This is a genomic window from Paracoccus kondratievae, assembly GCF_009301415.1.
GTDB lineage: Bacteria > Pseudomonadota > Alphaproteobacteria > Rhodobacterales > Rhodobacteraceae > Paracoccus > Paracoccus kondratievae.
This window is the reverse complement of the sequence record NZ_CP045073.1, coordinates 209,250-228,174: the sequence shown is the minus strand read 5'-3', so window position 1 is coordinate 228,174 and position 18,925 is coordinate 209,250. Positions and strand designations below refer to the sequence as shown.

Here is an 18,925-nt window from a genome sequence, read left to right as displayed (position 1 = left end):
CGGGACCGGGCAAGCAGACTCTGGCGGCGGGTGCCACATTAATCCGGCACTGTTGCGCTTAGGACCGCTCGGCTGCTTCCAGACGTTCCAGCGCCTCCATCCACAGCGATTCGGCGCGCTGCATGGCCTCGGTTGCCTCGGCATGTTTGCGGCCCCAGGTCTCGGCCTTTTGGGCATCGTCATAGGTGGCGGGATCGGCCATGATCGCATCCAGCTTTTCCAGCATCGCGGTCAGCTTTTCCACCCGCTCTTCGGCACGGCGGGCCTCGGCGCGCAGCTCAAGGATCTTTTCGCGCGAGGGGCGTTTGGGTGCTGGTCTGGCGGCCGATTTGCCCTCGGGCTTTTCGTCGCCGGAAATCAGCATCTTGCGGTAATCGTCCAGATCGCCCTGCCACGGGCTGACGCCGCCCTGATCGACCAGCCACAACCGGTCGGCGACCAGATTAAGCAGATGCATATCATGGCTGACCAGCACGACCGCGCCGGTATAATCGTTCAGCGCCTCGGTCAGTGCTTCGCGGCTTTCGATATCCAGATGGTTCGTCGGCTCGTCGAGAATCAGCAGATGCGGCGCGTCGATGGTGGCAAGCAACAGGGACAGCCGCGCCTTTTGTCCGCCAGAGAGCTGGCCGACGCGGGTTTCGGCCTGCGCCTCCATCAGGCCAAAGCCTGCAAGCCGCGCGCGCAGTTTTGCCGGTGCCTCATCCGGGCGCAGCCGACGGACATGGTCAAGCGGGGTCTCGTCCAGCTCCAGCTCATCGACCTGATGCTGGGCGAAATAGCCGATGCGCAGCTTGCCCGAACGGGCGATCCGCCCCTCCATCGGCTCAAGCCGCTCGGCGAGCAGTTTTGACAGCGTCGATTTCCCCTGGCCGTTTCGGCCAAGCAGCGCGATGCGGTCGTCCTGATCAATACGCAGGTTCAGACGGCGCAGCACCGCGCGCCCGTCATAGCCGACCGAAACCCCGTCCAGAGAGATGATCGGGGGCTGCAACTGGTCAGGCTGCGGAAAGCTGAAGCGGTGGAATTTTGCCTCTTCCGGGGCGGTGATCGGCTCCATCCGCTCAAGCATCTTGACGCGGGCCTGTGCCTGACGGGCCTTGGTGGCCTTGGCGCGGAAGCGATCGACAAAGCTTTGCAGATGGGCGCGACGGGCCTCCTGCTTCTTGGCCTCGGCGGCCTGCAATGCGCGCTTTTCGGCCCGGGTGCGGGCAAAGACATCATAGCCGCCGGAATATAGCACCAGCTTGCGATCTTCGAGATGCAGGATATGGCCGACGGCACGGTTTAACAGGTCGCGGTCGTGGCTGATGACGATGACCGTATGGGGGTAGCGCGCGAGATAGCTTTCCAGCCATAGCGCACCTTCCAGGTCCAGATAGTTGGTCGGTTCGTCGAGCAGCAGCAGATCCGGTTGCGAAAACAGCACGCCCGCCAGCGCGACACGCATCCGCCAGCCGCCGGAATAGTCGCTGGTCGGCCGCGCCTGATCCTCGGTTGAAAAGCCAAGGCCGCGCAGGATGGTCGAGGCGCGGGCTTCGGCTGACCAAGCGTCGATATCGGCCAGCCGGGTCTGGATTTCGGCGATGCGATGAGGGTCGGTCGCGCTTTCGGCCTCGGCCATCAGCCGGGCGCGTTCGGTATCGGCGGCAAGGACGGTATCAAGAACCGAAGTTGCGGTCCCCGGTGCCTCTTGCGCGACACCTCCGACACGGGCGCGGGGTGGCAGGGTGATGGCACCGCCGTCCAGCGACAGCTCGCCCCTGATCAGCCGGAACAGCGTCGTCTTGCCAGCGCCGTTCGGGCCGACAAGGCCGACCTTGTGCCCATCGGGGATAGTGGCCGATGCGTGCTCAAAGAGCGGTCGTCCGGCGATGGAAAACGAGATGTCATCAATACGCAGCATAAGGCCTCGCATGGCGCAAGCCGCCGTCCGCGTCAATGCCGCCCCCGGCTTTTCAAGCGCCGCCTGCCATGGTAACGGGGCGCGGATTTCCGGGCCATAGCGGCCGGAACAAGATAAAGGGACGACCAACATGGCCATCGAACGCACGCTTTCGATCATCAAACCCGACGCCACCAAACGTAACCTGACCGGCAAGATCAACGCCAAGTTCGAAGACGCAGGTCTGCGCATCGTCGCGCAGAAGCGCATCAAACTGTCGCCCGAACAGGCCGGCCAGTTCTACATCGTCCACAAGGACCGCCCCTTCTATGGCGAACTGGTCGAGTTCATGGCCTCGGGCCCGGTCGTGGTGCAGGTGCTTGAGGGCGAAAACGCCATCGCCAAAAACCGCGAAGTGATGGGTGCGACCAACCCGGCCAACGCCGACGAAGGCACCATCCGTAAAGAGTTCGCCCTGTCGGTGGGTGAGAACTCGGTCCACGGTTCGGATGCGCCGGAAACCGCAAAAGAAGAAATCGCCTTCTTCTTCTCGGGTCTCGAACTGGTCGGCTAAGTCCGGCTGCGAGTTTTGCGATTTCGGAAAGGCCGCCCGGTTGGGCGGCCTTTTTCATGCCTATTGGCGTTTTGCGGTCAGATCGAATGAGATGTTGACACCAAATCCCACGGTGCTTTCGTCGCCATAGCTGGTGCCGATGCCGAAATCGCGGCGATCGACTTGCAGGCTGCCCTTGGCCTGCGCCTCATCGCCGTTGACCGTCAGTTCAAAGGGCAGGTCGGTTTCCACTGCGTGCCCGGCGATGGTCAACCGGCCGCGGGCGATATGGGAAGGACCTGCGGAGGTGGCGGGCAGGATATCGGCCTCGAAAACCGCGTTCGGATGGGCGGCGGCGTTCAGAAAGTCCGGCCCTTTGGCCGTATCGCTGACCGCACCGAGCGTGAGCGAGGCGATATCGACATTGACCACCACCCGGCCGGTCTGGCTTTCAGGGTCATAGTCAATCACGGCCTGCCACTGGTCGAACCGGCCCGAAACTGTGCTGCCGGCTTGTGTAGCCTCAATGTTCAGCGTTCCCTGTTGTACCGCCCAGCCCGAGGTTGCGGCCGCCTGCGGAGCGCTGGCAGGAATGTTTTCCCCATCTTTGGTGGGCGCTGCTGCTATTGTCAGCGCCGCGCCAGCCCAGATTGCGATCCCCGCCAGCGCCGCAAGAAGATGCGGCAGCACGCCTGAAGTCGCTGTCGGAGGTTCTGGCGCGCGCTCGGGGTTGCCGGCCATGCGGCTTAGCGTGCCGTCGCGGTCAATGATGACATGCTTCAGCGCCCCAAGGATGTGCAGCAGGATCAGCCCGCCCAGCAGCAGCCAGCCCAGCTTGTGAAAGGCGGCAAAACGTTCGGCCAGTGCGGCGTCCTCGGGAACCATGGGCAGGCGCTGCCCAAAGGGCCAAAGGATGCGGGCAAAGCCGCCCGGCGCCGCCGAATGCAGCAGCCAGCCAGAGATCGGCATAATGATCATGCCGATCCACAACCCCCAGTGCACGGTCTCGGCGACAAAACCTTCAAGCCTCCGCCCGGGGTGCAACGGGAGGGGTTTTTTCTGGGTCAGCGTCCACAGGATGCGCAGGACGGCAAGGGTCAGGGCCGTCACACCCACGGTCTTATGGACGGAATAGGTCTGAAATATCGCCTGAAGCTGCGCTTCGCCCCCTTTGGGCAGGCTGCCCGCGTAAAGTCCCAGGGCGATTGCAGCAAGGATCAGAGCGGCAACCGTCCAGTGGAAAAAGCGGGCGACCCAGCCATAGGCGCGGGCGGTATTGCTGGCATTCATCAATTTTCTCCCATCGCTTCGCGCCAATGGCGCCGGCAAAGCGAGACATAGGTTTCATTCCCGCCAATCTGAACCTGCGCGCCATCACGTAACACGCGACCTTGATCGTCGTGGCGTACGACCATGGTGGCCTTGCGTCCGCAATGGCAGATGGTACGCACCTCGCGCAGATCGTCAGCCAGCGCCAGAAGTGCCGCCGAGCCGGGGAAAAGCTGGCCGCGGAAATCCACCCGCAGGCCGTAGCACATCACCGGCTGGCCCAGATCGTCGGCGACGCGGGCAAGCTGCCAGACCTGTGACTCGGTCAGGAACTGCGCCTCATCGACAAAGATGCAGGCGGCGTCGCGGCCTTCGGTCTGGATCAGCGCAAACAGATCTGCCTCGGGGGTGAAGCTCAACGCATTTTCGGCGATGCCGATGCGGCTGGCGATGCAGCCCGGACCGGCGCGGTTGTCAATCGCCGCGGTCAAAAGCAGCGTCTGCATCCCGCGTTCGCGGTAGTTGTAGGACGCTTGCAGCAAAAGCGTACTCTTGCCCGCGTTCATGGTGGAATAGTGGAAATACAGCTTGGCCATGGGCGCAGATAGACGCGCGGGCAGGGGGTGGACAAGCCGCTACAATATGCAGGCGGCCTGTCCCAGGGGCCGGTCAGGCCCGTTGAGCGGCTTTCGGCGCGCGCGAGGGCCGACGCGCGGGACGTTTGCGTGCCGCGCCAGCACCCTGAGGGCGTCCGGCCGGGCCGCCCCGTTCGCGAATCTTGGCGGCCTCAAAGGGCTCTTCACCACCCACAATGGCGATTTTGGCCTTCATTGCCCTTTCGATGGCCCGCAGTTCTCCGATCTCGGCAGGAGAGCAGAAGGCGATGGCGCGCCCGTCACGTCCGGCGCGGGCAGTGCGGCCAATGCGGTGCACATAGTTTTCAGGCACGTTCGGCAGGTCATAGTTATAGACATGCGCCACCTCGGGGATATCGAGGCCGCGTGCCGCCACATCGGTCGCCACGAGAACCTTGGTGTCACCGGCACGGAAGCTGGCCAAGGCGCGCTCGCGCTGACCCTGGCTTTTGTTGCCGTGGATGGCTGCGACCTTAAAGCCCCATTTCTCAAGCAGTTTCGACAGCTTTTCCGACCCGTGCTTGGTGCGGCCAAAGACAATGGCCAGCTCGTCGCGGTGCTTTGACAGATACTCTGCCAGCAGCGTCGCCTTGTCGCCCTGATTGACGAAATGCACGCCCTGTTCAATCTTTTCAGCGGCCTGACCGGGCGGGTTCACGGCAACGCGCACGGGATCGGTCAGATAGCTGTCGGCCAGCTCTTCCATCAGCTTAGGCATGGTGGCCGAGAAAAGCAGCGTCTGGCGTTCGCGCGGCAGCATCTTGGCGATGCGACGCAGCGCGTGGATAAAGCCGATGTCCAGCATCTGGTCGGCCTCGTCCAGCACCAGATATCTGGTCTGCGACAGGTCAATGGCACCGCGGTCGATAAGGTCGATCAGGCGGCCCGGCGTTGCAATCAGCACATCGACGCCGCGTTCAAGGCGCTGGACCTGAACGTTGATCGAGGCGCCGCCCACGACGCGGTACTGCCGGATCGGGGTGCCGATGGCATAGTTGTCGATATTCTCGGCAATCTGCGTCGCAAGCTCACGCGTGGGCGCAAGGATCAGGGCGCGGGAGGTGCGCGGTTCGGGTTTGCGGCCGATGTTCAGCAGCCGGGTCAGCATCGGCAGGCCGAAAGCCGCCGTCTTGCCGGTGCCGGTCTGGGCAAGGCCCAAAAGGTCGCGACCCTCGACGATCGCAGGAATGGATTTTTCCTGAATGGGTGAGGGGTTTTCGATCCCCAGTCCCGACAGGTTGATCGCCACGCGCGGATCGATCCCCATCCGGGTGAAGGGGGTGTCGATCTCGGGGATGGCGCGGCGGACGAACTTTTCTTCCGGCTCGCTTTGATGGCGGCGATGAGGGGCACCGGGTTTACCACCACGGAAATGCGGTTTGCCGGCGCGCGGGCCACGGGGGTTGCCCGGACGGTTCGTACGGAAGGATTCGTTAGTCATAACGTCTTTCAGCCAGGTCGCCCGCGTATCGGCGCGCATGGCAGGGGCCACGCAGATTGCGTGACAGGTTGCGAGGGGCGGGCGCGATACGGCAAAGCCCGCAAGCCTCCCCGCGTGAATGGGAAACCGGAGGATATGTTGCCGACCTGGCGCATAAGGCGCCGGCTGCTCACGCGGCAGCGGGCGGCAACGTTTCGCAAATGAGGGCTGGTCCCACGAAAGTCAAGCGCGATCAGCCGAATCCATCCAGATCGTCACCGGACCGTCGTTGATCAGCGACACCTGCATATCCGCGCCGAATGAGCCTGTTTCAACCGGCAGACCAAGCGTACGCAACGCCTCGGCAAAGCGCAGATACAGCGCCTCGCCCCGTTCGGGGACCTCGGCAGAGGAAAACCCGGGGCGGTTTCCGGTGCGGGTGTCCGCGGCAAGGGTGAACTGGCTGACGACCAGAACCGAGCCTCCGATATCCTGAACCGAGCGGTTCATCTTGCCGGCCTCGTCGCGAAAGATGCGCAGCCTGGCGATTCGCGAGGCCAGCTTTTCGGCGGCGTCATCCGGATCTCCGCGCATGGCGCAGACAAGGACCAACAGTCCATGGCCGATGCGGCCGATGGCTTCGCCCCCGACCTTTACCTCGGCTTCAAGCACGCGCTGGATCAGGGCGCGCATCTTAGCTGTCCAGCATGATGCCCAGAACGACGAGCATCAGTCCCAGAACCGAGGCGGCAAGCGCCGCCATGTTGACGGCTACGACCTTGCGCATGGCGGCCCGCATCTCGGCATCGTCCGTGATCCGCGCCTTGGCCCGTGCGGCGGTTATGATACACCATGCCAGCGCGATCAGCCCGACCACGGTCAATGCGGTTCCGCTCCAGATCAGCCCGTCCCAGATCGTCATGTTTTCGCCTCCGTCTGCCGGCGATGGCGTAGCGGCGATTGCACCCGCCCGCAAGACCGCCTAGACCCGCGCCAAAACCTCAAGGAGCGGAACATGCAGGACGACAACGCCTATGGCATCGCCGCCGGCGAACTGCGCCAGTTCATCGAGCAGTACGAGCAGCTCGAGGCGGAAAAGAAGGACGTGACCGAACAGCAAAAAGAGTTGATGGCCGAGGCCAAGGCCCGCGGTTACGACACCAAGGTGATGCGTAAGGTGATCGCGCTGCGCAAACGCGACAAGGACGACATCGCCGAAGAGGAAGCGATCCTGGAAATGTACAAAGCCGCGCTTGGCATGGTCTGAGCGCAAAGGGCAGGGCGCCGGATCTCCGGCGCCTTTTTCATTATGGCGTGATGAATTCGATACCGGGCATGGCCGCGATTTCAGCGATGTCCTGATCATACGCGGCGGTGATGCGGTCCACCATCTCTTGCGTCCAGCCGGGCAGGCTCACCTCGACATGAATCTGATCGGGCAGGGCATGTTTTTCAAGCGCGGCGCTAAAGATGCGGCGGCGGCTTTCAACGGTCAGATCGGTTTCCTGAGCCAGTGCCTCTTTGACCATCCGGATGCCGTCAGCGTGCATGATATCGCCCAGGATCTGCAACCCGGCCCGCAGCGGCACATCTGCCGGCATGGTCGAAATACAGCGCACCACCTCGGGCCAGATCAGCGACGTATCCTCGTGGCACCAGACGACCAGTCGCCGCCCGCCAAGCTCGGCCTGAATGCGCTGAATGGCCGGAGCCCAACGCATCGCCTCGGGATCGATTCCATTCATCAGATCTGCGTAGGTGCTGCCTGGTTCCCGCGACAGGACAAAGGGAATCAGCGTCGCCGGGTTCTTGATTGCAATAAAGAATTCGACCTCGGCACTGGGGAACAGATTGGCCAGCGCCACCATCTTTTCCCCCGCTGATACATAAAGTCCCTGCGGGGAAAGCGCCCGGATCGCCTTGCCTAGAAAATGGGCGGTACTGAAGATGATCCGCTCTGGCTCATCTGATTCAAGCAAAGCATCCAGCATCACCTGTTCCATTTCAGGTGTCGCCGCCTGACCACGCAGCGAGAACAGGACATCCCTGAATACTTCACGATGCCTGTTCGGAGTTACCGGTTCGATTCCGTTGCGCAAAAGCCAATCACGGTTTTGTGAAAGTGTCTTGATCATGCGGTCGTGGTCTGTGCCGTGAACCCCGCAATGAAACGCGATCTGCATCTGCCTGGAACTCCTCAATCGTTTCGGAGCACAGTAGCCCCCAAAACTGCTGTGGAAAACCTCTGGTCGCAGGTTTCAGCCGGAGGATGAGAGCTTCCTGTAGCGCGGCGCGGTTTTCATGTTTGGTTAACGAAATACGCATCGCGTTCAATCTGAACTCATTGGTTTTACCCGCCGTCAATCTTTCCGGTTGTGCGTCATGCATTGAACAATGCGGGATTTTAGCAATACTATTTTAAACCATCCGCCTTGCTGCAATTTGTTCGAGAAGCTTTTCAGGAAGAACATCGCACGATGGAAATACTGCAAGATGTCGAGGAGATGCTCGAGGCCCGCTCAGCGCAAGTCGTCTGGGAATACTATGTCGCGCGCTTGACCGACCTGGGCTTTCCCAATGTCTTGTATTACGGGACGCGGATCCTCGACAGCACGTCCCGGCGGATGATCGACGACAGTGTCCTGCTGTCCAGTTATGACGGGTCCTTGCTGGAAGAACTGGTCGACCTTGGGCTGTTTGACAGTATGCCCATGTATCTATGGCTGGTTGAAAACCCGGGCTGCGATAGCTGGGACTGGATCCATCGGCGGCGGCTTGAGGGCTTGCTCAGCCCCCGGGAAGAGCGCGCGCTGGATCTTTTTGCGCGGCATGGCCATGTCGCAGGTTATGGCCTTGGTCTGGGCGATGGGGTCAAGCGCCGTCGCGGGGGTGTTCTTCTCAGCGGAAAGCCGGGGATGTCGCAGCATGAGCTGGATCAGCTCTGGACCCAGCGGGGCAGGCTGATCCAGGCGCTGACCGGGCTTGTCCATCTGCGCTTGTCGACGCTGCCTTATGCAGAACCCCAGGATGTCCTGACATTGCGCCAACGCGAGGTGCTTGAATGCATCTCGAGCGGGCGGACCACACAAGAAATCGCCGACTTGCTGGAGGTCGCCCCGGCCACGGTCGAAAAGCATTTGCGTCTGACACGCAAGGCGCTGGGTGCAAGAACAACTGCTCAGGCAGTTCTGCTGGCGATGCGGCGCAGGCAGATATTTTCAGAACGGCGCGAGCCCTGCATGACAAAAGGCAACGAAAAGGCAAAGGCCAGCAATGATGAGCCGGGCCAGTTACACCCGTGGAGCCTTTCCTCTCGCCTGCCGCCCATGCGGCTGACCCGGGCACCCAGCCGGGGTAACTAGAGGGGAAGGGGCGGGCTAAGAGATAGAAAAACGCCGGCCACAAGGGCCGGCGTTCCTTTTGGGTCGAAGGGGTGGGATCAGGCGCCAGCGCGGGTCTTGGCGACCTCGGCGGCGAAATCCTCTTCTTTCTTCTCGATGCCTTCGCCGACCACGACGCGGGCAAAACCGGTCACTTCCAGTCCGGCCTCTTTGGCGGCTTCAGCAACGGTCACGTCGGGGTTGATGACGAATTTCTGGCCGAGGAGGGTCACTTCCTCAAAGAATTTCTTCATCCGGCCTTCGATCATTTTCTCGATCACCGCTTCGGGCTTGCCCGATTCGCGAGCTTGCTCGGACAGGACGGCCTTTTCACGCTCGACCAGCGAGGCGTCCAGATCGGCCTCGGACAGCGAGGCCGGGTTGGTCGCCGCGATGTGCATCGCGATCTGTTTGCCGACTTCCTGCGCCTTGGCCTTGTCGCCTTTCAGCGCGACCAGCACGCCGATTTTGCCCATGCCTTCGGCAGCAGCGTTATGAACATAGGACACGATGGTGTCGCCTTCCAGAACGTGCAGCCGGCGCAGGGTCATGTTCTCGCCGATGCGGGCGATGGCATCGGTCAGAACCTCTTCGACCGGGCGACCGTTCAGATGCGTGGCTTTCAACACCTCGACATCGGTCGCAGTGTCCAGAGCGACGTTGGCGATTTCGCGTACGAGTTGCTGGAACTCGGCGTTTTTGGCAACAAAGTCGGTTTCCGAGTTCAGCTCAACAGCGACACCGCGGCCGTCGCGAACGGCAACGCCAACCAGACCTTCGGCAGCGACGCGGCCCGATTTCTTGGCGGCTTTGGCCAGACCTTTGGTGCGCAGCCAGTCGACAGCGGCTTCCATGTCGCCATTGGTTTCGGTCAGCGCCTTCTTGGCGTCCATCATGCCCGCGCCGGTCGTTTCGCGCAGCTCTTTCACCATCGCAGCGGTGATAGCCATCGGGGTGTCTCCTTGCTTTTTCAATGCGTCAGGCGGGGCTTATCCCCGCCTGATGAATGTTCCGTGAACCCCTTTTCGGGGATTTCCGGCGGCAGGCCGCCGGGCGGGCCGATCAGGCTTCGGCAGCTTCCTCGGTGCTTTCGCCGGCCAGATCTTCTTCGATCGAGGCCTCCAGAGCGCCAAGGTCCACGCCCGCCGCACCCATCTGGGCGGTCATGCCGTCGAGAGCCGCACGGCTCACCAGATCGCAGTACAGAGCGATAGCGCGCGAAGCGTCGTCGTTACCCGGGATGATATAGTCCACGCCAACGGGCGAGCAGTTGGTATCGACAACGGCAACGACCGGGATGCCCAGCTTTTTCGCTTCGGCGATGGCCAGGTCTTCCTTGTTCACGTCGATGACGAACAGCAGATCGGGCAGGCCGCCCATTTCGCGAATGCCGCCCAGCGAGGCTTGCAGCTTGGCCTGCTCGCGCTCCATCTGCAGACGCTCTTTCTTGGTCAGGCCTTCGGCGCCCGAGGACAGCGTCTCGTCCAGAGCTTTCAGGCGCTGGATCGACTGCGAGACGGTCTTCCAGTTGGTCAGGGTGCCGCCCAGCCAGCGGTGGTTCATATAGTATTGCGCCGATTTTTCGGCAGCTTCGGCAACGGCTTTCTGGGCCTGCCGCTTGGTCCCGACAAAGAGAACCCGGCCGCCTTTGGCAACGGTGTCGCGCACGACCTGCAGCGCCGCGTCCAGCATCGGGACGGTCTGGGTCAGGTCGATGATGTGAATACCGTTACGGTCCCCATAGATATAGGGGGCCATGCGGGGGTTCCACCGCTGAGTTTGGTGGCCGTAGTGAACGCCAGCTTCCAGCAGCTGACGCATGGAGAAATCGGGCAGCGCCATGTCCATGTCCTTTCCGGTTTGCGCCTTGGCGGGGTATCAAGGGTTTCCCCAACCGGTGGACCGCCAGGGGATGTCTCCCCCTGAGGCCCGACCCCGCCTGTGAAGTGCGCGCGAGATAGTCTGTTTGCGTTGCAAATGCAAGCCCCACGTGATGAGAAGACGGCGGGATGGATCAGAAAATCGGCGATCGACCGAGCTTGTTAACCGAAAATTGGGATTTGCATGCGATATGTTTGCTGGTCAGAAATATGAGGGCTGTTGTGAACACGACTTTGCTGGACTGCGTTTGCTGCTGCGGAACGTCGCCGGGTGATGTTTGTTACGAATGGTCTGGACTCGGCTGCTTTAGGTGTGAGCATGTGTGGAGGGTAGAGCGGTAGGTGAAGCGGGCGCGCGGGTTATAAAGACATGATATAGACAGGCATGCTTGCACCCATGCTCGTCTGGCGCTATCTCGTCAGGCAGGATGCCGGTTTAGCTCAGCAGGTAGAGCAGCTGATTTGTAATCAGAAGGTCGCGGGTTCGATTCCTGCAACCGGCACCATAAAATCAATGGGTTGCGTGGGAATGTTGATGCCTCGGGAAAATGTTTCCCACAATCGATTCCCACAGTCATGTTCTGCCCCCGTTCCATCGCTGCCCGTGACAGCTTCTTTCGATTGCCGCGCTTGCGATAATAGGCAGACGGTCTGCGCAGACTGGTTGGTGATCGCCTGAATTTCGGCGTCCGTGCATCCAGCCTCGGCCAGCCTGATGATTGATAGCTTGCGCTGTAGCGGGACACAAATTTTTGCAGTGTTTGACACGGATTTTGGCAGCAAATCAAATGGTGTTGCAGCGACCACAACCGCCGCAGCCGCCAGGGGGAGTCCGGTAGAACAGGAAAAATTTTCTCTGCCAAAGCTGACCCGCCGCCACAGTGTTTGATCTGCGGCGCGGTTATCCGATGTCCTGACCATTGATGCCCCCTTATCCCAAGATAACGCCTATATTTGTGGCATGATCGAGGGCAAGAATGGCTCCAGCGGATACACCAAGCCAGCGCCGTTTGTGGCATATATCGCCAATGATGCGCTCGCTGGCATACGGACAGCCCAAGCAGAAAAAATTGCTTCAACGGACGACCAGGCAAAGGCGGTATTACGGATATGCGAACAGAAAGAAGAGTTCTCTGCTTTGGTTGCAGATGGTGGAAGGGAGGTGTCGGAAGCCCTCCAGTCTTTGGCAGACATGCGCCTCTTCTGCTTGGCTGAAGTTGCAGGCGCGCGCGAAAAGCAGGAAGCAGCGCCTAGTTGATATTGGGCGGTACTCGGGTCCTGAACAGTCAGATGATCCGCAAGGGCGGCGGCCGCGCGGTTCCGCAAGCCAATCTGAATAGCCGCGGAGCCAGCCAAAGGAATCGCTTGAAAGTTCTACGAATGGTGGGCACGGATCTTCTGATGTTTAACTCATTGTAATGTTATCAGAATACCGAACTCTCAAGTGCAACGCCGAACATTCGGCCAAATTTGAAAGTTCTGATACATCGTTCACGCAGTACGGAGATCTTTATCCCCGCACAAAGCCGCATTGCGAAGTCAGTTTCGCCGATCACCCAGCTTCAAGCGTCAGACAAGGAAGGTTTCTTGGCATGATTATAGAGTCTGGGCTAGGTCGGATCGCGCTGAAAGATGTGCTGAACTCCTGGCGGCGCAGGCCCGGTTCACCCCGGTGCATATTTCGCCATTTGAGCCCGAATCGGCACGGCAGTATTACTGCTTTGCCGATCTGGAATAAGTTGGGCCATGCGTCTGCAGGCGAGTGAGGCCGACGGGCGTTTTGGCTGGGCAGAGTCGCCTGTCTTGCTTAATCCGCTCAACACTGCCCCTGACATGTTATTGGATTGGCAAGAGCATGGGCCCGCGCAACTCGCCGACTCCGGGGTGCGTATGGTCCCGTTTTGGGAAACGAAAGCCGGTTTGCGGGAGCGCCGGCTACGGTAAAAAAATGGGCGGCAGTCCCAATCATGAGACCACCGCCACAGATGCCTAACCACCACAGTAGGCAATACTACAATAGACCGTTCCATAGACCTGTACAAGTATAGGTATCGGGCTGTTCTTGCTGGTGGGCGGTGCTCGCAATACTCACGCCAATTTTTCTTAGAACCCAAAATAGTAATATGATTTTAAAGGAATATAATGTAATTTTATGCGGATAGAATTGGAAATTCCAAGGGGCTCCCAAGTCTGATTTGTATATAAAATAGTTAGTTTCCTGCCAAAGTTCAGTATCCTCAAGGATGAGGTGTGCGGCGTTTGATCACCCAGGGATTGATTTTTCGTGCTGTGCTGACCTTGGTCGGCGAGTGATTCTGGACTGGTTGGTCAGCAATGAGGCCGTGCCCGTCACTTCTCGGAAGCCTCAACCTCCAACTCGGCCGCCAGGGCCTTCGGCGCCGCAATTGTGGCATCGCAGTCGTTCCCGGTGCCGGGGAATCACACTTTGCGGCTGCGATACCAGCTCATCTATCTGGGGAGGGCTTCTGGCGGGTAGGTGCTGGATCAGATCTCGCCGATTCCTTTCTGGTAAGCGGGGAGTTGAGGCCGTTCAGGGCCTATGGTTCCACGGCATGAGGGCGTCGATTTCGGCGCTTGACCATTGGTTGGCGATGCGCCCAAGGGTCTGGGTGAGCCACGCCGCTGGGTCGACATTGTTCATCCTGCTCGTCTGCAGAAGGGTGGCGATGATGGCCCATGTCCGGCCGTCGCCGTCCGATCCGGCGAAGAGGATGTTCTTGTGGATGATGGTCTGTGGCCTGATTGCGCGCTCGACTATGTTGGAGTCGGGTTCGATGAGGCTGTCGGTCAGGAAGCGATTGAAGATCTCACGCCTTGCAATTGCGTAGCGGATGGGCTCGGCCAGCTTCGACTTGCCCGAGATACGCGGCAGGGTCTGCTGCCAGAGGGTGAACAGCCCGGTGACGATGGGAGCGGATATGGCCTGGCCGCGACGCCGCACGCGCTTTGGTACGTTGGCCGCGCACTTCGGCCTCGAGCTTCCACAGATCAGCCATGCATCCGATCGTGGTGGTGGCGACCTGGCTGTCCCCGGCGGTGTGGAGCTTATAGAAGCGCCGGCCCAACATCCAGCGAGGCGCGGGCCATCATTGCCCCCATCCATCCTTGCGGACGAGCTGATTGCAGGCAGCATATCCGTCCACCTGCAGAATGCCGCCGTAACCGCCGAGATGTCGGCGAACGCATTCTCCGGATCGGCTGTCCTCGAAGCGGTGGGCAACCATGGGCGGCCCGCTACCGCCAAAGGTGCTGTCGTCGCGGGCATAGGCCCAGAGCCAGCCTTCTTCACGGCACCTGTTCCGGGTGCAAGGGTCGGAAGGCTCGTCTCATCGGAAAAGACGCGCGGGCCCTTCAGAGCCTCGCCCATCACATGCGCGGCAAGGATCTCCAGTTCGAAGCTGACCCGGCCCATCCACTGCGCCATTTGCCGCCTGTCGATCTCCACCCGGTCGCGGGCATAAATCCCCTCCTGCAGGAACAGCGGCAGGTCGTCGGCATATTTGGAGATTGCGATCTTGGCCAGCAGCACCTCGGTCGGCAAGCCGCTTTCGATGATGTGGGCCGGCGCAAGCGCGCCTGGATGACACCGTCCCACCCCTTGAACGCATATTTCAGGCGGCGGGTCACGATGACACGGAACTTTGCCGGGATAATATCCAGCCGCTCCGAGATGTCTTTGCCGATCAGCACCTTCTCTCGGTTTACATGTTCGGGCAGGTCCTCGGGCTCGATCACCACTTCGATCCGCTCAAGATGGGGCGGGAAGCCCTTGCGCGGTCGCGGTGCCCGCTTCTCGCCCGTGCCCCGTCTGCGCCTGCGGGGCGGCGATGCCGGTTTCGGTCTCCTGGAAGACGACGGATTGCGGCGCCTCCTCGCCGGCTCCGTCGCCCGCAGCGCCCAGCTTCTCTGAACGGCGCCCGAACCGGGACCGGGTATAGGCCTTCAGGATCTGCATCAACCGCGTGATCCGCGCGTCGGCATCGAGGCTGCGCGCTTTAAGCGCCGCATTCTCTTTCTCCGGCACGGACGTCTTCTCCGCCATGGTGCGGACCATGGCCTTGAGAAGGTCCATGTTATCGGGCAGGGAAAGATCATCAGCGCGCATGCCGCAGAGGATAGCACACCCCGCCGCGCCATGCCTCTGTTGATAGACCTTCCCGGTCGGCGTGATTCACTTTGCCGCGGACTGATCAGCCAGCAAATACAGGCGTTTTCACCGCCACGGGCCGCATCCTCTTCCTGTCCAGCCCGTCGAGCAGTGCCATCAGCCGGGCGCGGTTGAGCCGCCCCCGGACAGGCCCTGTCCGCGGCCAGCGGAACGGGGACTTCTCCAGCCGCTTCGCAAACAGGCACAGGCCGCTGCCATCCCACCAGCCGATCTTGACCCGGCCCGCCCGCTTCGTACGGAACACGTAAAGTGCGCGACTGAACGGGTCGCGGCCCTTCATCGCGCACCAGCGACAGCAGGCTGTCCGGTCCCCTCCGAAAGTTCACAGGTCCGCTGGCCAGATAGACCTGCACGCCCGACAGCGTCATGTCGAGCGTAACGCAAGCAGGATACGGCGAAGCTCGGCACCGACTCGGGTCAACACCTCGCCCACCACGATCTCCACCATCGGTGTTGGTGTGCCCGCCGTGATGTCTGCTTCCTGCTTCTTCAGAAAGGTCTTGCGCCAGCCGAACAGCTGCGGCGGCGAAATTCCCAGACGGCGCGCCAGCGCCGAAACGTTCATACCCGGCCCCAGTGTCGCCGCGCCTGCTTGCGCCTTGAACTCATCCGACCACCGGTGGTGCTCACTATCGGCGCACCGTCGAAACGTTCGATCGCAGCCTTCACCAACTGTAAGCTATCAGCCCCGGACACAGGCGCAGAACTAGTCGCAGGCATGGAACCTCGGCGGCAGACCGACGCCACCAGCCTGTCCCACGCCAGTCACGTCGCTGACCCAAAGGGTTTCCTCGCCGCTTATGGTGAAGATGGTGTCGCCATATGTTGTTTTCATGCCCCGCGTTTGCGGCGGGGCGATGTCGGTTGCAGGGCGTGGCGCTCCGGATCAGTTCGCAAAGGCGTCGATCAGATTCAGCACTGCGAGGATTTTCCGCGTGCCGCTGTCGACGCGATAGATCCGGCCATCGTCGCGGTAGTAGTTCCAGCCTCTGCGCTGCTCCAAACCGTAGCGATCAAGGTCGCGGATCAGCATGTAATCACGGACACGCAGCGTATCGCCAATGCGGGTACCATAGCGTTTGCCAACCTGCCCCGGAGGAATGCAGGCCGGGCTTTTCTTGGCCAGACCGGGGGGGGCAGTCGGCAACATAGCGGGCATGCGTGCGGTGTCCGCCCTTATGCTCGTCATGCTTGTGATGATGGGTGTGCCGGCCTTTACCGTGCCCGCGGCCGGGGTCTGCAGTGACGGGGGGGGTGCTGAACACGGCAATAGTCAGGGCGCTGATAAGGATAGGTGCCAGCTTCATCTTGGTCCTCCATGGGAGCTTGTGGAGGATATACTTTCAAAGTCGCGATCGGTTGCATCACGAATCCGGGCGATGGCGGAAAGCTGCCAGTGACCGCTCCTTTCAAATGGAAAGGGATCTGCCCGAAACCGTAACGGGCGGTCCCGAAGGACCGCCCGTGCAAGGGAATAACATACTACCATTTAACTACAGATTGCATTTGGTCAGTTTTGCACAATTTATACAACTCATACTTTAGGATGATGTGCCTGGGCGGTGACTGCAAATCTTAACCCTCGCGCTGCCGTTATTTTCTTTCCTGACCTGAACAGGCGCAGCCAGCCGGGATCCTGCGCTGAAAACAGCGACATTCCCTGGGATCGAGACTGCCTCTCGGGCGGACACGTCCCGGCGCGATCTTGCGGGGATAGTCCGGGGTGATAATCTGCCGCTCCGAGCTCACGATTCGTTTACGTTTCGTCTGCAGGAAAAACCTGCCGGTTGCGCCGAGTTAGCGTCCTGTCTGCTGGTTCTCTGGTCAGAAGGCCGCCTGTTCGATCTCGTAACCGGCACCAAGATCCAGTTGCGGACGGGCAGCCGTCCGGCGGTTGCTTCGGTCGCGACGGTATGGAGCGGCGGTTCTCTGGCCTTATAGGGCCGGGTGCGAGGCAGGGCCGGGTCACCTCTTCCGCTGTCAGACGCCGAGGACAGATGCCCTTTACCATCGCCATTGACGGACCTGCCGCCTCGGGCAAGGGGACTATTGCGCGCGCTCTTGCGCATCATTTCGGCTTTGCCCATCTTGATACCGGGCTGCTTTATCGCGCGGTTGGGGCGAAAGGTGGCGATCCGGTCGCTGCCGCCCGCAGTCTGACGCCCGATGATCTGGCGCGCGATGATCTGCGCAGTGCCAGGGCCGGGCAGGCTGCAAGCCGTGTTGCTGCGATCCCCGAGGTGCGCGCCGCGTTGGTGGAATTCCAGCGCCGCTTTGCCCGCAGTGAGCCCGGCGCGGTGCTGGATGGCCGCGATATTGGCACGGTGATTTGCCCGGATGCCGAGCTAAAGCTGTACGTAACCGCAAATGATGAGATCCGTGCCCGCCGCCGGGCAATGGAGCTGGGCGCGGATGAGGAGCAGATGCTGCGTGAGCTGCGCGAACGTGACGCCCGCGATGCCGCCCGCGCCGTGGCGCCAATGCGCCCGGCACCAGATGCGGTGTTGCTGGATACCAGCGAAATGAGCATTGACGACGCCGTGACCCGCGCCATCACCTGCGCGAAAGAGGCTGGCGCGTGAGCGCGCGTTTTCAGCTGCCTGATCTGACCGTTCCGGTCATTCAGGCACCGATGGCGGGCACTGCCACGCCGCACCTTGCCGCTGAGGTCAGCCGGGCAGGGGGGCTGGGTTCGCTGGGGCTGGGGGCCTCGAATGCCGGGCAGGCTGCTGCGATGATGGCTGAAACGTGTGAACGGCTGGGCTCGAACCGGTACGGTGTCAATCTGTTTTGCCACCGTCCCGCCAAGGCCGATCCGGCACGAGAGACAGCATGGCTTGACTATCTTGCGCCCGAGTTTCGCCGTTTCGGGGCGGAGCCACCGGCCCGGATCGAAGAGATCTATCGCAGCTTTCTTGAGGATGATGAGATGCTGGGCGCGGTGCTTGAGGCGCGTCCGGCTGTAGTCAGCTTTCATTTTGGTCTGCCCTCGGCCGACCGCATCACCGCATTGCGCGACAGCGGCGCGACGCTTGCCGCGACCGCAACCTCGCGTGCCGAGGCGCTGGCGATCCGTACAGCCGGGCTCGATCTGATCGTCGCTCAGGGATATGAGGCAGGGGGCCACCGCGGTATCTTTGACCCTGATGGGCCTGACGCGCAGCAGACCACCCAGGCATTACTGCATGACCTGCTAGACCTTGGCTTGCCGGTCATTGCCGCAGGCGGGATCATGGACGGGCATGAGGCTGCGCGTTTCCTAGCAGCCGGGGCAGCTGCAGTGCAGATGGGCACGGCTTTCGTGGCCTGTCCGGAAGCGGCCGCGAATGACGCCTATCGTGCCCGGCTGGGTTCGGCGAAACCCGGCGATACGGTAATGACACGGGCGATTTCAGGCCGTCCGGCGCGCGGGATTGCCAACCGGCTGACCGAATTGGGGCGCAAGGCAGCGGCGCCGACGCTGCCTGACTATCCGATCGTCTATGACGCGTCAAAGCGGTTGCATGCGCTGGCGGGCGGGTCGGATTATGCCGCTCAATGGGCCGGGACGGGCGCTTTCCGTGCCCGTGCGATGCCTGCAGCAGAGCTGGTTGCGCTGCTTGATAGGGAAATTCGCGCGAGTTTTAAGGGCCTCGACGCTTGCCACAAAGCCGAATGAAGGCTATATCGCGCCCGTCAGGATAAGTGATGGGGCCAGAACAGGCTGCTTCAACA

19 protein-coding genes, 1 tRNA gene and 2 pseudogenes are annotated in these 18,925 nt (G+C 61.4%); 7 read left to right on the top strand and 15 right to left on the bottom strand.

Features of this window, described 5'->3' with window-relative positions; translation table 11 throughout:
- Positions 1–58: 58 nt before the first annotated feature.
- The gene (gene abc-f / locus F8A10_RS12455; protein ID WP_152367502.1) at positions 59–1,906 is read right to left on the bottom strand and encodes a ribosomal protection-like ABC-F family protein; all 1,848 of its coding nucleotides are present in this window, start codon (positions 1,904–1,906) and stop codon (positions 59–61) included.
- A gap of 130 nt (positions 1,907–2,036) precedes the next feature.
- On the opposite strand from abc-f, the gene ndk reads away from it, so the two are divergent.
- Entirely contained in the window at positions 2,037–2,459 is a 423-nt protein-coding gene (gene ndk, locus F8A10_RS12450; RefSeq protein ID WP_085501887.1) for a nucleoside-diphosphate kinase, read from the top strand.
- A gap of 60 nt (positions 2,460–2,519) precedes the next feature.
- Here ndk and F8A10_RS12445 read toward each other — a convergent pair whose 3' ends face one another.
- From F8A10_RS12445 to F8A10_RS12425, 5 genes are all read right to left on the bottom strand, one after another.
- Positions 2,520–3,728: a cytochrome b/b6 domain-containing protein gene (locus tag F8A10_RS12445; protein ID WP_152367501.1), complete on the bottom strand. Its 1,209-nt coding sequence runs from the start codon at positions 3,726–3,728 to the stop codon at positions 2,520–2,522.
- Entirely contained in the window at positions 3,728–4,303 is a 576-nt protein-coding gene (locus tag F8A10_RS12440; protein WP_152367500.1) for a thymidine kinase, read from the bottom strand. The genes F8A10_RS12445 and F8A10_RS12440 overlap by 1 nt, the downstream gene beginning before the upstream one ends.
- A gap of 73 nt (positions 4,304–4,376) precedes the next feature.
- Positions 4,377–5,822 carry a DEAD/DEAH box helicase gene (locus tag F8A10_RS12435; protein ID WP_152367499.1) on the bottom strand — a complete coding sequence of 482 codons (1,446 nt, stop codon included), beginning with the start codon at positions 5,820–5,822 and terminating at the stop codon, positions 4,377–4,379.
- Positions 5,823–6,005: 183 nt separating this feature from the next.
- On the bottom strand, positions 6,006–6,455 hold the full coding sequence (gene dtd / locus F8A10_RS12430; RefSeq protein WP_010397345.1) for a D-aminoacyl-tRNA deacylase: 450 nt from the start codon (positions 6,453–6,455) through the stop codon (positions 6,006–6,008).
- A gap of 1 nt (position 6,456) precedes the next feature.
- On the bottom strand, positions 6,457–6,684 hold the full coding sequence (locus tag F8A10_RS12425; protein WP_010397343.1) for a hypothetical protein: 228 nt from the start codon (positions 6,682–6,684) through the stop codon (positions 6,457–6,459).
- A gap of 93 nt (positions 6,685–6,777) precedes the next feature.
- On the opposite strand from F8A10_RS12425, the gene F8A10_RS12420 reads away from it, so the two are divergent.
- Positions 6,778–7,029, top strand: a complete 252-nt coding sequence (locus F8A10_RS12420) for a DUF2312 domain-containing protein (RefSeq protein ID WP_010397340.1) — start codon at positions 6,778–6,780, stop codon at positions 7,027–7,029.
- Between the two features lie 40 nt (positions 7,030–7,069).
- On the opposite strand, the gene F8A10_RS12415 is transcribed toward F8A10_RS12420, so the two are convergent.
- Positions 7,070–7,945: a hypothetical protein gene (locus tag F8A10_RS12415; protein WP_152367498.1), complete on the bottom strand. Its 876-nt coding sequence runs from the start codon at positions 7,943–7,945 to the stop codon at positions 7,070–7,072.
- Between the two features lie 294 nt (positions 7,946–8,239).
- On the opposite strand from F8A10_RS12415, the gene F8A10_RS12410 reads away from it, so the two are divergent.
- Entirely contained in the window at positions 8,240–9,124 is an 885-nt protein-coding gene (locus F8A10_RS12410) for a helix-turn-helix transcriptional regulator (RefSeq protein WP_085501893.1), read from the top strand.
- A 77-nt stretch (positions 9,125–9,201) separates the two neighbouring features.
- Here F8A10_RS12410 and tsf read toward each other — a convergent pair whose 3' ends face one another.
- Together tsf and rpsB are read right to left on the bottom strand one after the other, a co-directional pair.
- Positions 9,202–10,092, bottom strand: a complete 891-nt coding sequence (tsf, locus tag F8A10_RS12405; protein WP_085501894.1) for a translation elongation factor Ts — start codon at positions 10,090–10,092, stop codon at positions 9,202–9,204.
- Between the two features lie 112 nt (positions 10,093–10,204).
- Positions 10,205–10,990 (bottom strand): 30S ribosomal protein S2, encoded by a 786-nt coding sequence (rpsB, locus tag F8A10_RS12400; RefSeq protein ID WP_085501895.1) that lies wholly within the window; start codon positions 10,988–10,990, stop codon positions 10,205–10,207.
- A 462-nt stretch (positions 10,991–11,452) separates the two neighbouring features.
- Here rpsB and F8A10_RS12395 point away from each other — a divergent pair.
- Together F8A10_RS12395 and F8A10_RS12390 are read left to right on the top strand one after the other, a co-directional pair.
- Positions 11,453–11,528, top strand: a tRNA-Thr gene (locus tag F8A10_RS12395).
- Between the two features lie 455 nt (positions 11,529–11,983).
- A complete protein-coding gene (locus F8A10_RS12390) occupies positions 11,984–12,280 on the top strand; it encodes a hypothetical protein (RefSeq protein WP_152367497.1) in 297 nt (98 codons plus the stop codon).
- Between the two features lie 1,293 nt (positions 12,281–13,573).
- Here F8A10_RS12390 and F8A10_RS22050 read toward each other — a convergent pair.
- The 6 genes and pseudogenes from F8A10_RS22050 to F8A10_RS21440 form a co-directional block, all read right to left on the bottom strand.
- Positions 13,574–14,584 carry an IS66 family transposase gene (locus F8A10_RS22050; protein ID WP_454557388.1) on the bottom strand — a complete coding sequence of 337 codons (1,011 nt, stop codon included), beginning with the start codon at positions 14,582–14,584 and terminating at the stop codon, positions 13,574–13,576.
- A 101-nt stretch (positions 14,585–14,685) separates the two neighbouring features.
- A pseudogene (locus tag F8A10_RS22045) lies at positions 14,686–14,733 on the bottom strand (hypothetical protein); the annotation flags it as partial.
- A 58-nt stretch (positions 14,734–14,791) separates the two neighbouring features.
- Positions 14,792–15,115: a hypothetical protein gene (locus tag F8A10_RS21710; protein ID WP_264675565.1), complete on the bottom strand. Its 324-nt coding sequence runs from the start codon at positions 15,113–15,115 to the stop codon at positions 14,792–14,794.
- Positions 15,116–15,233: 118 nt separating this feature from the next.
- Positions 15,234–15,491, bottom strand: coding sequence for an IS66 family insertion sequence element accessory protein TnpB (tnpB, locus tag F8A10_RS12380; protein WP_152367496.1), 258 nt, complete (start codon positions 15,489–15,491; stop codon positions 15,234–15,236).
- Between the two features lie 84 nt (positions 15,492–15,575).
- Positions 15,576–15,821 (bottom strand): annotated as a pseudogene (locus tag F8A10_RS12375) (transposase); the annotation flags it as partial.
- Between the two features lie 276 nt (positions 15,822–16,097).
- Complete coding sequence (locus tag F8A10_RS21440; RefSeq protein ID WP_227493494.1) at positions 16,098–16,361, bottom strand: excinuclease ABC subunit A; 264 nt, start codon at positions 16,359–16,361, stop codon at positions 16,098–16,100.
- Between the two features lie 847 nt (positions 16,362–17,208).
- Between F8A10_RS21440 and F8A10_RS12365 the strand changes: the two genes are divergently transcribed.
- On the top strand, positions 17,209–17,793 hold the full coding sequence (locus tag F8A10_RS12365) for a (d)CMP kinase (RefSeq protein ID WP_152367494.1): 585 nt from the start codon (positions 17,209–17,211) through the stop codon (positions 17,791–17,793).
- The gene (locus F8A10_RS12360) at positions 17,790–18,869 is read left to right on the top strand and encodes an NAD(P)H-dependent flavin oxidoreductase (protein WP_152367493.1); all 1,080 of its coding nucleotides are present in this window, start codon (positions 17,790–17,792) and stop codon (positions 18,867–18,869) included. Before F8A10_RS12365 ends, F8A10_RS12360 begins: the two co-directional genes overlap by 4 nt.
- The last annotated feature ends 56 nt before the right edge of the window (positions 18,870–18,925 follow it).

What these genes read in the sequence shown, in the direction of transcription:
- rpsB (WP_085501895.1), bottom strand. Translation starts at nt 10,990, where the DNA reads ATGGACATGGCGCTGCCCGATTTCTCCATGCGTCAGCTGCTGGAAGCT.
- F8A10_RS12365 (WP_152367494.1), top strand. Translation starts at nt 17,209, where the DNA reads ATGCCCTTTACCATCGCCATTGACGGACCTGCCGCCTCGGGCAAGGGG.
- F8A10_RS12415 (WP_152367498.1), bottom strand. Translation starts at nt 7,945, where the DNA reads ATGCAGATCGCGTTTCATTGCGGGGTTCACGGCACAGACCACGACCGC.
- tnpB (WP_152367496.1), bottom strand. Translation starts at nt 15,491, where the DNA reads ATGAAGGGCCGCGACCCGTTCAGTCGCGCACTTTACGTGTTCCGTACG.
- F8A10_RS12440 (WP_152367500.1), bottom strand. Translation starts at nt 4,303, where the DNA reads ATGGCCAAGCTGTATTTCCACTATTCCACCATGAACGCGGGCAAGAGT.
- F8A10_RS12410 (WP_085501893.1), top strand. Translation starts at nt 8,240, where the DNA reads ATGGAAATACTGCAAGATGTCGAGGAGATGCTCGAGGCCCGCTCAGCG.
- F8A10_RS12435 (WP_152367499.1), bottom strand. Translation starts at nt 5,822, where the DNA reads ATGCGCGCCGATACGCGGGCGACCTGGCTGAAAGACGTTATGACTAAC.
- dtd (WP_010397345.1), bottom strand. Translation starts at nt 6,455, where the DNA reads ATGCGCGCCCTGATCCAGCGCGTGCTTGAAGCCGAGGTAAAGGTCGGG.
- F8A10_RS12420 (WP_010397340.1), top strand. Translation starts at nt 6,778, where the DNA reads ATGCAGGACGACAACGCCTATGGCATCGCCGCCGGCGAACTGCGCCAG.
- F8A10_RS12425 (WP_010397343.1), bottom strand. Translation starts at nt 6,684, where the DNA reads ATGACGATCTGGGACGGGCTGATCTGGAGCGGAACCGCATTGACCGTG.
- F8A10_RS12445 (WP_152367501.1), bottom strand. Translation starts at nt 3,728, where the DNA reads ATGAATGCCAGCAATACCGCCCGCGCCTATGGCTGGGTCGCCCGCTTT.
- abc-f (WP_152367502.1), bottom strand. Translation starts at nt 1,906, where the DNA reads ATGCTGCGTATTGATGACATCTCGTTTTCCATCGCCGGACGACCGCTC.
- tsf (WP_085501894.1), bottom strand. Translation starts at nt 10,092, where the DNA reads ATGGCTATCACCGCTGCGATGGTGAAAGAGCTGCGCGAAACGACCGGC.
- F8A10_RS21710 (WP_264675565.1), bottom strand. Translation starts at nt 15,115, where the DNA reads ATGGACCTTCTCAAGGCCATGGTCCGCACCATGGCGGAGAAGACGTCC.
- ndk (WP_085501887.1), top strand. Translation starts at nt 2,037, where the DNA reads ATGGCCATCGAACGCACGCTTTCGATCATCAAACCCGACGCCACCAAA.
- F8A10_RS12390 (WP_152367497.1), top strand. Translation starts at nt 11,984, where the DNA reads ATGATCGAGGGCAAGAATGGCTCCAGCGGATACACCAAGCCAGCGCCG.
- F8A10_RS21440 (WP_227493494.1), bottom strand. Translation starts at nt 16,361, where the DNA reads ATGTTGCCGACTGCCCCCCCCGGTCTGGCCAAGAAAAGCCCGGCCTGC.